Annotated in this window: 12 protein-coding genes; 5 read left to right on the top strand and 7 right to left on the bottom strand. The window is 61.6% G+C overall.

Translation table 11 applies throughout. The features are described from left to right. Window positions 1–3: 3 nt before the first annotated feature. From BM026_RS15655 to BM026_RS15645, 3 genes are all read right to left on the bottom strand, one after another. Complete coding sequence (locus BM026_RS15655) at window positions 4–963, bottom strand: YbgA family protein (RefSeq protein ID WP_093119954.1); 960 nt, start codon at window positions 961–963, stop codon at window positions 4–6. A 112-nt stretch (window positions 964–1075) separates the two neighbouring features. Further along, complete coding sequence (locus BM026_RS15650; RefSeq protein ID WP_071491055.1) at window positions 1076–1291, bottom strand: TIGR02450 family Trp-rich protein; 216 nt, start codon at window positions 1289–1291, stop codon at window positions 1076–1078. Then, window positions 1288–2274: an NAD(P)/FAD-dependent oxidoreductase gene (locus BM026_RS15645; RefSeq protein ID WP_071491056.1), complete on the bottom strand. Its 987-nt coding sequence runs from the start codon at window positions 2272–2274 to the stop codon at window positions 1288–1290. The genes BM026_RS15650 and BM026_RS15645 overlap by 4 nt, the downstream gene beginning before the upstream one ends. Window positions 2275–2485: 211 nt before the next feature. On the opposite strand from BM026_RS15645, the gene BM026_RS15640 reads away from it, so the two are divergent. Together BM026_RS15640 and hemH are read left to right on the top strand one after the other, a co-directional pair. Then, on the top strand, window positions 2486–3385 hold the full coding sequence (locus BM026_RS15640; protein WP_093512553.1) for a TIGR01777 family oxidoreductase: 900 nt from the start codon (window positions 2486–2488) through the stop codon (window positions 3383–3385). A 14-nt stretch (window positions 3386–3399) separates the two neighbouring features. Beyond that, window positions 3400–4425 carry a ferrochelatase gene (gene hemH, locus BM026_RS15635; RefSeq protein WP_093119947.1) on the top strand — a complete coding sequence of 342 codons (1026 nt, stop codon included), beginning with the start codon at window positions 3400–3402 and terminating at the stop codon, window positions 4423–4425. Between the two features lie 59 nt (window positions 4426–4484). On the opposite strand, the gene BM026_RS15630 is transcribed toward hemH, so the two are convergent. Both BM026_RS15630 and algW read right to left on the bottom strand, forming a co-directional pair. Further along, window positions 4485–6581 carry a TonB-dependent siderophore receptor gene (locus BM026_RS15630; RefSeq protein ID WP_093529241.1) on the bottom strand — a complete coding sequence of 699 codons (2097 nt, stop codon included), beginning with the start codon at window positions 6579–6581 and terminating at the stop codon, window positions 4485–4487. Between the two features lie 112 nt (window positions 6582–6693). Continuing rightward, window positions 6694–7848 (bottom strand): Do family serine endopeptidase AlgW, encoded by a 1155-nt coding sequence (gene algW / locus BM026_RS15625; protein ID WP_092240619.1) that lies wholly within the window; start codon window positions 7846–7848, stop codon window positions 6694–6696. A gap of 101 nt (window positions 7849–7949) precedes the next feature. Between algW and BM026_RS15620 the strand changes: the two genes are divergently transcribed. From BM026_RS15620 to cysN, 3 genes are all read left to right on the top strand, one after another. Then, window positions 7950–8708: a Nif3-like dinuclear metal center hexameric protein gene (locus BM026_RS15620; protein WP_071491061.1), complete on the top strand. Its 759-nt coding sequence runs from the start codon at window positions 7950–7952 to the stop codon at window positions 8706–8708. A 136-nt stretch (window positions 8709–8844) separates the two neighbouring features. Next, window positions 8845–9762 (top strand): sulfate adenylyltransferase subunit CysD, encoded by a 918-nt coding sequence (gene cysD / locus BM026_RS15615; RefSeq protein WP_005784641.1) that lies wholly within the window; start codon window positions 8845–8847, stop codon window positions 9760–9762. A 9-nt stretch (window positions 9763–9771) separates the two neighbouring features. Then, window positions 9772–11670, top strand: a complete 1899-nt coding sequence (gene cysN / locus BM026_RS15610; protein ID WP_092240621.1) for a sulfate adenylyltransferase subunit CysN — start codon at window positions 9772–9774, stop codon at window positions 11668–11670. A 175-nt stretch (window positions 11671–11845) separates the two neighbouring features. Here the strand turns inward: cysN and BM026_RS15605 are convergent, their stop codons facing one another. Both BM026_RS15605 and pta read right to left on the bottom strand, forming a co-directional pair. Next, window positions 11846–12745 carry an acyltransferase gene (locus BM026_RS15605; RefSeq protein ID WP_092240623.1) on the bottom strand — a complete coding sequence of 300 codons (900 nt, stop codon included), beginning with the start codon at window positions 12743–12745 and terminating at the stop codon, window positions 11846–11848. Continuing rightward, window positions 12746–14845, bottom strand: coding sequence for a phosphate acetyltransferase (gene pta, locus BM026_RS15600; RefSeq protein ID WP_058423082.1), 2100 nt, complete (start codon window positions 14843–14845; stop codon window positions 12746–12748). Window positions 14846–14906 lie beyond the last annotated feature (61 nt).

Genomic DNA, 14906 nt, shown 5'->3' with positions numbered 1-14906 from the left:
GGTCTAGATCGCATTTCGCAGGCTGAGGTTTTCCGGGTGCGGTTGCAGGTAGGCCTGCTGCGCGATGTAGCGGTCCGGGTGTTGGCGAAAGTGGTGTTTGAGCAGGGTCAGCGGCACCACAAGCGGCACGATGCCGTGGCGGTACTGGCCGATGACGGTCTGCATTTCTTGCTTGTCATCAGCGCTGATGACCTGTTTGAGGTAACCGCTGATGTGTTGCAGCACATTGGTGTGGGTGCCACGGGTGGCGCACTTGGTGAGGCCGGACATCAGGTCGCTGAAGTAACCCGCCGCCAACTCGTCGAGGTTGGCATCCTTGCTCATGCTGCCCAGCAGGTGGCCAAGGCGCTTGTAGTGCGCCGGGCTGTGAGCCATCAGCAGGTACTTGTAGCGCGAATGAAAGGCCAGCAGACGGTGACGGGTCAGGCCTTCGGCCAACAGTTTCTGCCAGCTGGCGTAGACGAATACCCGGGTCAGGAAGTTTTCCCGCAGCACCGGGTCGTTCAGCCGACCGTCTTCTTCCACCGGCAGGTTGGGATGGCGTGCACAGAAGGCCTGGGCGTAGATGCCGCGCCCACCGCCGTCCACAGGGGTGCCGTTGTCGCGGTAGACCTTGACCCGCTCCAGGCCGCACGACGGCGATTTTTGCATGAAGATATAGCCGCACAGGTCGGTATGTTCCGCGGCCATCTGCTGGCCGTACTCGTCCAACGGTTGGGTGACGTTCAGCTCGCGGTGCACGGTACCGACGGCCTGCGGGTGGGCGGGATCGCCCACCAGACGGATCGGTTCGCGTGGAATGCCCAGGCCGATGGCGACCTCGGGGCACAGCGGCACGAAGTCGAAATAGTCGGCGAGGGTCTGGCTGCACAACAGGGATTGTTTATGGCCGCCGTTGAAGCGCACGTTCTCGCCCAGCAGGCAGGCGCTGATGGCGATCTTCGGTTTGGTGGTGCTGGACATACACGAACCCTCTGCAAGATTCCTGTACAAGATATAAATCCTGTACAACTAAATCTCATCATAGGTTCGATGCTGTACAAGTCAAATTATTTGTACAAGTTTTGCGAGTGATCTATTTCCAGCCGATTTTCCAGGCTTCCATATCCTGCAGGGTTTGCCAGGGCAGGCGTTCGCTGCGGTGCGTCATCACGGCTTGCAGTTCAATGTCGAGCACCGTGCCTTCTTCATCACGAAACAGCTCGGTGACCAGAAAGTGTTTTTCTTTGTTGCGAGGGTGGGCTGCTGTCCATTTCGACAGCAGCAATTTGGCGGGGTTGATGCGGTTCATTGCAGGTGCTCGATCAAGCGTCGCGCGGCTTCCTGGCCGCTGAGCCAGGCCCCTTCCACGCGGCCCGACAGGCACCAGTCGCCACACACGTACAGGCCCAGGTCGGCATCGGCGAGTACGCCGAATTCGTGGCTGCTAGACGGCCGTGCGTAGAGCCAGCGGTGGGCCAGGCTGAACGACGGCGCCGGCATCGCGCTGTGCAGCAGTTCGGCGAAGGCGCCGTGCAGGTGCTCGATCACCGCCTCTTTGGGCAGGTCCAGGTGGGCCTTGCTCCATGCGCTGGTGGCGTGCAGCACCCAGGTGTCGAGGGTGGTATCGCGCCCAGGTTTGCTGCGGTTGCGGGCAAGCCAGTCGAGGGGACTGTCTTGCACGAAGCAGCCTTCCATGGGGGTATCCAGGGGTTTATCGAAGGCCAGGGCGATGGCCCAGGTCGGGTCCATTTTCACCCCGGCGGCGGCACTCGCCAGCTTGGGCGCGGCGGCCAGCAGGGCGGTGGCCTGGGGCGCAGGTGTGGCGATGATCACGTGGCTGAAGGGGCCATGGTTTTCGCTGTCCGCGTCCAGCAGGTTCCAGTGGTGCTTGCCCTGGAACACCTCGGTGATGCGGCAACCGAACTCTACTGGCAGGTCGTCGAGCAGGGCGCGAGTGATCGCGCTCATGCGCGGCGTGCCGACCCAGCGGATCTGTTCATCGGGAGACGGGGTGAGTTGGCCGGACTTGAAGTTGTACAGCTGGGGTTTCCATTGCTCGGCCCAGCCGTTGCTTTGCCAGCGTTGCACTTCGTTGACGAAGCGCCGGTCGCGGGCGGTGAAGTATTGCGCGCCCATGTCCAGGGAGCCGGCATCGCTGCGCTTGCTGGACATGCGGCCACCACTGCCGCGGCTTTTATCGAAGAGTTGTACAGCGTGCCCCGCGTCTCTTAACGCTCGGGCGGCGGAGAGACCGGCGATGCCGGTGCCGATGATCGCGATGGGAACAGTCATGGGAGGCCTCGTTTTACCGTTGTGCACAGACTACGCGGACACCAATAGCTGTACAATATTGTTTTTTGGTATAAGTTTTGGCGTACCAGTTCTAACGGCGTAACCTATGGTTAAAGCTGAGGCTTAAGCCAGCGTTACGCCTGCTAACAAATGATCCCTGTTTATAAAATAGACCAGTGATCGGCGGCGAACGTTACATGAGGAGCGTCCCATGCATATTTTGCTGACCGGCGGTACTGGCTTGATTGGCCGCCAACTCTGCCAACACTGGCTCACCCAGGGCCATCGCCTGACCGTGTGGAGTCGCCACGCGGACCAGGTCGCGAAGGTATGCGGCGCCCAGGTGTCGGGAGTCAGCCGCCTTGAAGAGGTTATCGGCCCGGTCGACGCGGTCATTAACCTGGCGGGCGCGCCTATTGCCGACCGCCCCTGGACCCACAAGCGCAAGGCGTTGTTGTGGAGCAGCCGCATCAGCCTTACCGAGACCTTGCTGGCGTGGCTTGAGGGCCTGGAACAAAAACCAGCGGTGTTGATTTCCGGTTCGGCGGTGGGCTGGTACGGCGATGGCGGCGAGCGCGAATTGACCGAAGCCAGCGGCCCGGTGCAGGACGATTTCCCCAGTCAGTTGTGCATCGCCTGGGAAGAAACCGCCCAGCGCGCCGAAGCCCTGGGGATTCGTGTGGTCCTTGTACGTACCGGCCTGGTGCTGGCGGCGCAGGGCGGCTTTTTGTCGCGGCTGTTGCTGCCGTTCAAACTGGCGCTGGGCGGGCCTATCGGCAGTGGTCGGCAGTGGATGCCGTGGGTGCATATCAAGGATCAAATCGCCCTGATTGATTTTCTTCTGCACCAGCCTGACGCCAGCGGTCCCTATAATGCCTGCGCGCCGCACCCGGTGCGCAATCGCGAGTTTGCGAAAACCCTGGGCCAGGTGCTGCACCGCCCGGCGCTCATGCCGTTGCCGGCCTTTGTATTGCGGGTGGGCCTGGGTGAGTTGTCCGGCCTGTTGCTGGGCGGGCAGAAGGCGCTGCCCGAGCGCTTGCTGGCTGCCGGTTTCACTTTTCAGTTCACTGAGTTGCGTGCGGCTTTGGATGACTTGTCCGGCCGCCTCTAAAGATAGGATGTTGCATGACGGATCACGCGTTGTTACTGGTCAACCTGGGCTCGCCGGCGTCCACTTCGGTGGCGGATGTGCGCAGCTACCTCAATCAGTTCCTGATGGACCCTTATGTGATCGACCTGCCGTGGCCGGTGCGGCGCTTGCTGGTGTCGCTGATCCTGATCAAGCGCCCCGAGCAGTCGGCGCATGCCTACGCCTCCATCTGGTGGGACGAGGGTTCGCCGCTGGTGGTACTCAGTCGTCGCCTGCAACAGCAGATGACCGCGCAGTGGACCCAGGGCCCGGTGGAATTGGCAATGCGTTATGGCGAGCCATCGATTGAAAGTGTGCTGACCCGCCTCGCAGCCCAAGGCATCCGCCAGGTCACCCTGGCGCCGTTGTACCCGCAATTTGCCGACAGCACCGTGACCACAGTGATCGAGGAAGCCAAGCGTGTGGTGCGCGACAAAAAGCTCGACGTGCAATTCTCGATCCTGCAGCCGTTCTACGACCAGCCCGAATATCTCGACGCTCTGGCCGCCAGCGTGCGGCCCTACGTGGAACAGGATTACGACCACCTGCTGCTGAGTTTCCACGGCTTGCCTGAGCGCCACTTGACCAAGCTCGATCCTACCGGCCAGCACTGCTTCAAGGATGCCGACTGCTGCAAGAATGCGTCCGCCGAGGTGCTCAAGACCTGCTATCGCGCGCAGTGCTTCAGCGTCGCCCGCGACTTTGCCGCACGCCTGGGCTTGCCCGAAGACAAGTGGTCGGTGGCCTTCCAATCGCGCCTGGGCCGCGCCAAGTGGATCGAACCCTACACCGAGGCTCGCCTTGAAGCATTGGCCCAGCAGGGCGTGAAAAAGCTGCTGGTAATGTGCCCGGCGTTCGTCGCCGATTGCATCGAGACGCTGGAGGAGATCGGCGATCGCGGGCTGGAGCAGTTCCGCGAGGCCGGCGGCGAGGAGCTGGTGCTGGTGCCGTGCCTGAATGATGATCCGCAGTGGGCGAAGGCGCTCAATACCCTTTGCGAGCGCGCACCGACGGCGCTGTAACCGAACAAAGTGAAGATCAAGGTGTGGGAGGGGCTTGCCCCCTCCCACATTTGGTTTTGTTACAGGTTGAGGGTCAGGCTGACCGTGAAATTGCGCGGTTCGCCCGGGCTGATCCAGTAGTTGCTGTACGACCGCTCGTAATACTTCTCATCAAACAGGTTGTTGAGGTTCAAGCCCACGGTAATGTTGTCGGTGGCCTTGTAATGGGCCAGCAGATCAACCGTGTGGTAGGCCGGCAGCTCGAAACCCGTGCCAGCCTCGCCGGAGCGATCCCCTACATAGGTGAACGCCGCCCCCAGGTCTGAACCCCGCAACGCGCCATCCTGGAACTCATACACCCCCAACAGGCTGCCGCTGCGCTTGGCCACGCCGAGAATCCGGCTGCCGGCGGGAATGGTCGTGTCGCCCTTGGTGACTTCGGCGTCGATGTACGCAAAGGCACCTATTACGCGTACGGCCTCCGTCACTTGCCCCGTCAGTTGCAGGTCGAAGCCCTGGCTACGTGCCTTGCCCATGGCGCGGTTGGTATTGGTGGACGGGTCCAGCGCGAGCACGTTTTCCTTTTCGATATGGAACGCGGCGAGGGTGGTGCTGAGGCGATCATCGAACAGTTCGCTTTTGATCCCGACTTCGTAACCCACGCCTTCTTCCGGTTTGAAGGTTTTGCCGTTGGCGTCCAGGCCGCTGTTGGGTTTGAACGAGGTGGAGGCATTGGCGAACACCCCGACTTGCGGTGTGAGCTGGTAAAGCAGGCCGGCACGTTGGGTCAAGGCGTCGTGGGTTTGCCGGCTCTTGATGTGGTTGCGCGTGAAGTCATCGGTGCTCTGCTCGAAATGCTCGAAGCGCGCGCCAACCATGCCGCGCAGGCGATCGGTGAAGACGATCTGGTCTTGCAGGTTCAGCGCATGGCTCTTGGTCTGTTCGAAGAAGTCGGTGCCGGAGCGCAGGCCGTTGGGCTTGGGTTGGCCGTAGACCGGGTTGTAGATGTCGATGGCGTAGGCGCTGCCGGCGATAGTGGTCACGCGCTCCTTCTTGCGGTAGTCCTCGTATTCGGTGCCGACCAGCAGTTCGTGCTGCCAACTGCCGATGTCGAACAGGCCGCGCAGTTCGAGTTGGGTAATGCTGTCGTGCCAGCCGGTTGAGCGTTCGCGGTAGCGGCGGTTAACGGTATGACCGTCGATGTTCAGCGCACGGTTTTCCGAGGCGTCACCCCACAGGCTGCCTTGTTTGTAGTGGCTGGCCAGGCGCAGTTTCCACGCATCGTTGAGGTGATGCTCAAGGGTGGCCTGGAGACGGTTGTTGTGGTTGTCGATATCGCCGTCGTTGGGTTCGCCGAGGAAGGTGGAGCGAGATACGCCTGGGGCGTCGACGATGCCACGGTCGAAGGTAGAGCTGTGGCGGACGAATTCACTCTCGACGAGCAGACTGGTATCCGGGTCCAGTTGCCAACTGAACGACGGCGCGACGAATACCCGCTTGCTCTGCACGTGATCGCGGAAACTGTGGTTGTCTTCCACCGCCAGGTTGACCCGCGACAGCACGTTGCCTTCGCTGTCCAGCGGGGTGTTCACGTCCACGGCGGTGCGATAGCGGTCCCAACTGCCGGCGCTGGTTTGCAAGGTTGTGAAGGCTTCAGGCTGGGGCTTCTTGGTAACGATATTCACCGTGCCACCGGGATCGCCGCGCCCATACAGGCTGGCGGCGGGGCCCTTGAGCACTTCGATACGCTCGATGTTCGCCGCGTCCGGTGTACTCGGATAGCCACGGTTGGCGCTGAAGCCGTCCTGATAGAACTCCGACGTGGTGAAGCCACGCACGCTGTACTCGTAGAGGGTCAGGCCGCCGAAGTTGTTCTGCTTGGACACGCCGCCGGCAAATTCCAGGGCCCGCTCCACGCTGGTACTGCCCAGGTCCTTGAGCACAGTGGCGGGAATCACGCTGATGGATTGCGGGATGTCGCGAATGGCGGCGTCGGTTTTTGTCGCGCTGGCGGAGCGGGTGGCACGGTAGCCTTTGACCGGGCCGGTGGTGGACTCATAGGCATCGGTGGTGACGCTGATGGTATCGAGTTCCAGGGTGTTTTCTTCGGCGAAGGCGGGGTCGAGCAACAAACCCAAGGCCAGGCCAGCCAAGGGGGCGATTCTTCGAGACGGCATGATAGAGCGTTCCAATAGCGATATTGAAACAATATAACATGCCTAATGAGAATGAATTGCTTTGAAATATCTGTTTACAGGTGCCCGAGAGCGGGCACCTGTTCAAGGTGGCTTATTGCTCTTCCTTGACCGGCGCAGGTGGCGGACGCAGCCCGATTTCCGCCAGCAGCTTGATCTCTTTGCCGTTGCGCATGACCTGGATCGCCACCTTGTCGGTCGGCTTGATCCGTGCCACCTGGTTCATCGACTTGCGGCCATCACCGGCCGGTTCGCCGTTGATGCTGAGGATCACATCCCCCAGTTGCAGGCCGGCTTTCTGTGCCGGGCCATCGCGGAAGATCCCGGCGACCACGATGCCTGGGCGTCCGGTCAAGCCAAACGACTCGGCCAGTTCCTTGGTCAATGGTTGTACTTCAATCCCCAGCCAGCCGCGAATCACCTGACCATGCTCGATGATCGACTTCATCACCTCCATCGCCAACTTCACCGGGATCGCAAACCCGATGCCCTGGGAGCCGCCGGACTTGGAAAAGATTGCCGTATTGATGCCCGTCAGGTTGCCATTGGCGTCCACCAATGCGCCGCCGGAGTTACCTGGGTTGATCGCGGCGTCGGTCTGGATGAAGTCTTCGTAGCTGTTGAGGCCCAACTGGTTGCGCCCGGTAGCGCTGATTATGCCCATGGTCACGGTCTGGCCTACGCCGAACGGGTTGCCGATGGCCAGCGCCACGTCACCCACGCGCAAACCGTCGGAACGGCCGAGGGTGATCGACGGCAGGCTCTTCAGGTCGATCTTCAGTACCGCGAGGTCGGTTTCCGGGTCGCTGCCCACTACGCGGGCCAGGGTTTCGCGGCCGTCACGCAGGGCGACCACGATCTGGTCGGCGCCAGTGGTCACGTGGTTATTGGTGAGGATGTAACCTTCGGGGCTCATGATCACCCCGGAACCCAGGCTGGATTCCATGCGACGCTGCTTGGGCCCGTTGTCACCGAAGTAACGGCGGAACTGCGGGTCTTCAAACAGTGGATGGGCCGGTTTGTTGATGACTTTAGTGGTGTACAGGTTGACCACGGCAGGAGCGGCGATCACCACGGCATCGGCGTAGGTCACCGGGCCTTGCACCACCGAGTTGCTTTGCGGCGCCTGTTGCAGGTTCACATCCAGGCTGGGCAGACCCACCAGCTCGGGGTAACGCTGAATAATCAGCATCGCGATCAGCACGCCAGCCAGCAATGGCCATCCAAAAAAACGCAGCGCCTTGAGCATCAAGTAAGTCCTGACAGGTTGCAGGGGGCGGGAGAGCGCCCATAATGTCGCGCATTATACGAGGCTGTGACGCCTGCGAACCGGATATTTAGGAGTCTTTTATGGCCGTCCCCCTTACCACCCTCGTCGAGGAAGCAGACCGCTACCTCGGCAGCGCGAAAATTGCCGACTACTGCCCCAATGGCCTGCAGGTCGAGGGCCGGCCCCAGGTCATGCGCATCGTCAGCGGCGTGACCGCCAGCCAGGCCCTGTTGGACGCGGCCGTCGAAGCCCAGGCTGACCTGGTCCTGGTGCACCACGGTTACTTCTGGAAAGGCGAAAACCCTTGCATCACTGGCATGAAGCAGCGCCGCCTGAAGACGCTGCTCAAGCATGACATCAGCCTGCTGGCCTACCATCTGCCGCTGGACCTGCACCCCGAGGTCGGCAACAACGTGCAGTTGGCCCGTCAGTTGGACATTACCGTCGAGGGCCCGCTGGACCCGGACAATCCCAAAATCGTCGGGCTGGTCGGCTCGCTCGCCGAGCCCCTGTCGCCCCGCGACTTTGCACGCCGCGTGCAGGACGTCATGGGCCGCGAGCCATTGCTGATCGAAGGTAGCGAGATGATCCGCCGCGTCGGCTGGTGCACCGGTGGTGGCCAGGGCTACATCGACGACGCGATTGCGGCCGGTGTCGACCTGTTCCTCAGCGGCGAGGCTTCCGAGCAAACCTTCCACAGCGCCCGCGAAAACGACATCAGCTTCATCGCCGCCGGTCACCATGCCACTGAGCGCTACGGCGTACAGGCGCTGGGCGATTACCTGGCGCGGCGCTTCGCGTTGGAGCATTTGTTCATCGACTGCCCCAACCCGATTTGAGGGCCAAACCTGGGGGCATATTCATATACCGTTTCGGTCTAGTAGGCCGCCTGAATAGAAGCAGGTGCTGTGCTAGCATGCCCCGCTCGAACACGGCCCGCTGGCCGTCCATAAGATCGTTTTTCCGTGAGTAACCATGGTCGACAAACTGACGCATCTGAAACAGCTGGAGGCGGAAAGCATCCACATCATCCGCGAGGTCGCCGCCGAGTTCGACAACCCGGTGATGCTCTACTCGATCGGTAAAGACTCCGCCGTGATGCTGCACCTGGCGCGCAAAGCCTTCTTCCCGGGCAAGCTGCCGTTCCCGGTGATGCACGTCGACACCCGCTGGAAATTCCAGGAGATGTACAAGTTCCGCGACAAAATGGTCGAAGAGCTGGGCCTGGACCTGATCACCCACGTCAACCCGGACGGCGTGGCGCAGGGCATCAACCCCTTCACCCACGGCAGCGCCAAGCACACCGACATCATGAAGACCGAAGGCCTCAAGCAGGCCCTGGACAAGCATGGTTTCGACGCAGCCTTTGGCGGTGCCCGTCGCGATGAAGAGAAGTCCCGCGCCAAAGAGCGCGTGTACTCGTTCCGCGACAGCAAGCACCGCTGGGACCCGAAGAACCAGCGCCCCGAGCTGTGGAACGTCTACAACGGCAACGTCAACAAGGGCGAGTCGATCCGCGTGTTCCCGCTGTCCAACTGGACCGAGCTGGACATCTGGCAGTACATCTACCTGGAAGGCATTCCAATCGTGCCGCTGTACTTCGCCGCCGAACGTGAAGTGATCGAAAAGAACGGCACGTTGATCATGATCGACGACGACCGCATCCTCGAGCACCTGTCCGACGAAGACAAAGCCCGAATCGTCAAAAAGAAAGTACGTTTCCGTACCCTTGGCTGCTACCCGTTGACGGGCGCGGTGGAGTCCGAAGCCGAGACGCTGACGGACATCATTCAGGAAATGCTCCTGACGCGAACTTCCGAGCGCCAGGGCCGTGTCATCGACCACGATGGTGCCGGCTCGATGGAAGATAAAAAACGTCAAGGCTATTTCTAAGGGGCTGTCATGTCGCATCAATCTGATTTGATCAGCGAGGACATCCTCGCCTACCTGGGCCAGCACGAGCGCAAGGAAATGTTGCGCTTCCTGACCTGTGGCAACGTCGACGACGGCAAGAGCACCCTGATCGGGCGCCTGCTGCACGACTCCAAGATGATCTACGAAGATCACCTGGAAGCCATCACCCGCGATTCGAAGAAATCCGGCACCACCGGTGACGACATCGACCTGGCCTTGCTGGTCGACGGTCTGCAGGCCGAGCGGGAGCAGGGCATCACCATCGATGTCGCCTACCGCTATTTCTCCACCGCCAAGCGCAAATTCATCATCGCCGACACCCCCGGCCATGAGCAGTACACCCGCAACATGGCCACCGGTGCCTCCACCTGTGACCTGGCGATCATCCTGATCGACGCGCGCTATGGCGTGCAGACCCAGACCCGTCGTCACAGCTTCATCGCCTCGTTGCTGGGCATCAAACACATCGTGGTGGCCGTCAACAAGATGGACATCAATGGCTTCGACCAAGGCGTATTCGAGCAGATCAAGGCCGATTACCTGAAGTTCGCCGACGGTATCGCCTTCAAGCCGAGCACCCTGGCCTTTGTGCCGATGTCGGCGCTCAAGGGCGACAACGTGGTGAACAAGAGCGAGCGTTCGCCCTGGTATACCGGCCAGTCGCTGATGGAGATCCTCGAAACCGTCGAGATCGCCAACGATCGCAACTACACCGACCTGCGTTTCCCGGTGCAGTACGTCAACCGTCCGAACCTGAACTTCCGTGGTTTCGCCGGCACCCTGGCCAGCGGCATCGTGCACAAGGGCGATGAAGTCGTGGTGCTGCCGTCGGGCAAGAGCAGTCGCGTCAAATCCATCGTCACCTTCGAAGGTGAGCTGGAGCACGCCGGCCCTGGTCAAGCGGTGACGCTGACCATGGAAGACGAGATCGACATCTCCCGTGGTGACCTGCTGGTACATGCCGACAACGTGCCGCAAGTGACCGACGCCTTTGACGCCATGCTGGTGTGGATGGCCGAAGAACCGATGCTGCCGGGCAAGAAGTACGACATCAAGCGCGCCACCAGCTACGTGCCGGGTTCCATCACCAGCATCGTGCATCGCGTGGACGTGAACACCCTGGCTGAAGGCCCGGCGAGTTCGTTGCAGTTGAATGAGATCGGCCGGGTCAAGGTCAGCCTTGATGCGGCCATCGCCCTGGACGGCTACGACAGCAACCGCACCACTGGCGCGTTCATTGTTATCGACCGCCTGACCAATGGCACGGTGGCTGCGGGCATGATCATCGCGCCGCCGGTCAATCATGGCGGCTCTGCGCAACACGGCAGCCTTGCGCATGTCGCCACCGAGGAGCGCGCACTGCGCTTCGGCCAGCAACCGGCGACCGTACTGTTCAGCGGCCTGTCTGGCGCCGGCAAGAGCACCCTGGCCTATGCGGTCGAGCGCAGGCTGTTCGACATGGGGCGTGCGGTATTTGTGCTGGATGGCCAGAACCTGCGCCACGACCTGAACAGGGGCTTGCCGCAGGACCGTGCCGGTCGCACCGAGAACTGGCGTCGTGCCGCGCATGTGGCGCGTCAGTTCAACGAAGCGGGCCTGCTGACCCTGGCTGCGTTCGTTGCGCCGGATGCCGAAGGCCGTGAACAGGCCAAGGCGTTGATCGGCGATGATCGCCTGCTGACCGTCTATGTGCAGGCCTCGCCACTGGTGTGCGCCGAGCGTGATCCGCAAGGCCTGTACGCGGCCGGTGGGGATAACATCCCGGGCGAATCCTTCCCGTACGACGTGCCGTTGAATGCCGATCTGGTGATCGACACCCAGGCCCTGTCGCTGGAAGAGAGCGTCAAGCAAGTGCTGGAGCTGTTGCGTCAGCGCGGCGCGATCTAACCCTCGCGGCCACGAAAAAGCCCGCCACCGAGTGATCGGTGGCGGGCTTTTTACCTATTAACAAATGTGCACACTGCCAATGTGGGAGCTGGCTTGCCTGCGATAGCGGCCTGCCAGTTGATATATTTACAACAGATCCACCGCTTTCGCAGGCAAGCCAGCTCCCACATTTTGATCACTGTTTACCTGGGAAGTCTTTGTGCAGCTTTTCCAGCAGTTGGTCCTTGTCTTCCCACAACCGATTGATCCACCCCTGGAACGCCAACCGATACGTCCCATCCTGCTCATAATTCTTGCCAATGAACTCAGCCGGAATCTGCACTTCCTCAAAGTGCACCACCACGTCCCGCACATTCCCGCACAGCAAATCCCAATAACCTGGGCGCCCAGCCGGGTAGTGAATGGTCACGTTCACCAGTGACTTCAACTGCTCCCCCATGGCATCCAGCACAAACGCGATGCCTCCGGCCTTGGGCTTGAGCAGGTAGCGGAACGGCGATTTCTGCTGGGCATGTTTACCGGCAGTAAACCGCGTGCCCTCGGCAAAGTTGAAAATACCCACGGGGTTGTCGCGAAACTTCGCACAGGTCTTGCGGGTGGTTTCCAGGTCCTTGCCTTTCTTTTCCGGGTGTTTTTCCAGGTAGGGCTTGGTGTAGCGCTTCATGAACGGGAAGCCCAGCGCCCACCACGCCAGGCCAATTACCGGCACCCAGATCAGCTCCTGCTTGAGGAAGAACTTCAGTGGGCGAATCCGCCGGTTCAGCACGTATTGCAGCACCATGATGTCGACCCAGCTCTGATGGTTGCTGGTCACCAGGTACGAGTGCTGGTAGTCCAGCCCTTCCAGCCCGGTGATGTGCCAGCGGGTGCGCCGTACCAGGTTCATCCAGCCCTTGTTGTTGGTCACCCAGGCCTCATGGGTGTGGTTCATCAGCCATTCGCTGAAGCGCTTGGCAAACGGCAAGGCCTTGAACAACGCCACGATAAACAGGAACGAACACAACAGGATCGTATTCAGCGCCAACAACAGCGACGCGATCACCCCGCGCACGGCGGCAGGTAGAAAATCCAGCATTTAGATATCCATAGGTCGGTTGGCGGCTTGGATCGCAGTCAGTGCGATGGTGTACACGATGTCGTCCACCTGGGCGCCGCGCGGCAGGTCGTTGACCGGTTTGCGCAGGCCCTGGAGCATCGGCCCCAGGCTCACGCAATCGGCACTGCGCTGCACGGCCTTGTGCGTGGTGTTGCCGGTGTTCAGGTCGGGGAACACAAACACTGTGGCCTTGCCGGCGACCTGGCTGTTGGGGGCCAATTGCCGGGCCACGTTTTCGTTGGCGGCGGCGTCGTATTGCAGCGGGCCGTCGATCAGCAGCGAGCTTTGCTGTTCGTGGGCGAGCAGGGTAGCTTCGCGGACTTTTTCCACTTCCTCGCCGCTGGCCGAATCGCCGCTGGAATAGCTGATCATCGCCACGCGCGGGGTGATGCCGAACGCAGCCGCCGAGTCAGCGCTTTGCAGGGCGATCTCCGCCAGTTCGGCGGCGCTCGGGTGCGGGTTCATCACGCAGTCGCCGTACACCAGCACCTGCTCGGGGAACAGCATGAAGAATACCGATGACACCAGGGTGCAGCCCGGTGCGGTCTTGATCAGCTGCAGGGCAGGGCGGATGGTGTTGGCGGTGGAGTGAATGACGCCAGACACCAGGCCGTCCACCTCATCCAGTGCGAGCATCATGGTGGCGATCACCACGGTGTCTTCCAGCTGTTGCTCAGCCATGGGGGCGTTGAGGCTTTTGCTCTTGCGCAGCGCCACCATCGGCTCGACATAGCGTTGGCGGATCAGGTCCGGGTCGAGAATCTCCAGGCCTTCGGGCAATTCGATGCCCTGGGCGCGGGCAACCGCTTCCACATCAGCCGGCTTGGCCAGCAGCACGCACCGGGCAATGCCCCGCGCCTGGCAGATCGCGGCGGCTTGCACGGTCAGCGGCTCGCTGCCTTCGGGCAACACGATGCGTTTGTTGGCAGCCTGGGCGCGCTGGATCAGCTGGTAGCGGAACACCGCCGGCGACAGGCGCATTTCCCGTGGTGTGCCGCAACGTTGGTGCAGCCAGCGCGCATCGAGGTGGCTGGCAACGAAATCCGTGATGATTTCCGCGCGCTCGCGGTCATCAATCGGGATTTCCTTGTTGAGGCTGTTGAGCTGGTTGGCGGTGTCGTAGGAGCCGGTACTCACCGACAGCACCGGTAGCCCGGCCTGGAACGCGCCACGGCACAGCTCCATGATGCGTGGGTCGGGCAGGGTGTCGCTGGTCAGCAGCAGGCCGGCCAGGGGGACGCCGTTGATCGCGGCCAGGCTGACGGCGAGGATGATGTCGTCGCGGTCGCCGGGGGTCACCACCAGCACGCCGGGCTTGAGCAGCTCCACGGTGTTGCGCATGGTGCGTGCGCAAATGATGATCTTGGTCATGCGCCGGGTTTCGTAGTCGCCGGCGTTGAGGATCTGCGCGCCCATCAGGTCGGCCACGTCGCGGGTACGCGGTGCGTTGAGTTCCGGTTGATAGGGAATGCAGCCGAGCAGGCGGAAATCACCGCTGCGCAACAGCGGCGAATGTTCTTTCAGGCGAGCCGAGAAGGCTTCCATGCTTTCGTCGGTGCGCACTTTGTTGAGGATCACGCCGAGTACTTTCGGGTCTTTCGGGCCGCCGAACAGTTGGGCCTGCAATTCCACGCGACCTGAGAGTTCGGTGAGCACCTCGTTTTCCGGGGCAGACACCAGGATCACTTCCGCATCCAGGCTCTTGGCCAGGTGCAGGTTGACCCGCGCCGCATAGCTGGCGCTGCGGGTGGGCACCATGCCTTCGACGATCAATACGTCCTTGCCCACGGCGGCTTGCTGGTACAGCGTGATGATCTCTTCGAGCAACTCGTCGAGCTGGCCGTCGCCGAGCATGCGCTCTACGTGGGCCAGGCCCAGCGGCTGCGGCGGCTTGAGGCCGTGAGTGCGCGCTATCAGTTCGGTGGAGCGCTCGGGGCCGGTGTCGCCGGGGTGCGGCTGGGCAATCGGCTTGAAAAAACCGACTTTCAGTCCGGCCCGTTCAAGGGTACGCACCAGCCCAAGGCTGATGGAGGTCAGACCCACACCAAAATCGGTGGGCGCGATAAAAAAAGTCTGCATGCGGATTCTCTGGAGGTGCATGGCTTGGGTGGCGCTCTATGGCTGAGCGTCTACCGCGAAT

This window comes from Pseudomonas sp. NFPP24, from assembly GCF_900112095.1.
Taxonomy (GTDB): Bacteria; Pseudomonadota; Gammaproteobacteria; order Pseudomonadales; family Pseudomonadaceae; genus Aquipseudomonas; species Aquipseudomonas extremorientalis.
The sequence above is the reverse complement of the archived record's forward strand: the minus strand, read 5'-3'. Positions and strand labels throughout refer to the sequence as shown.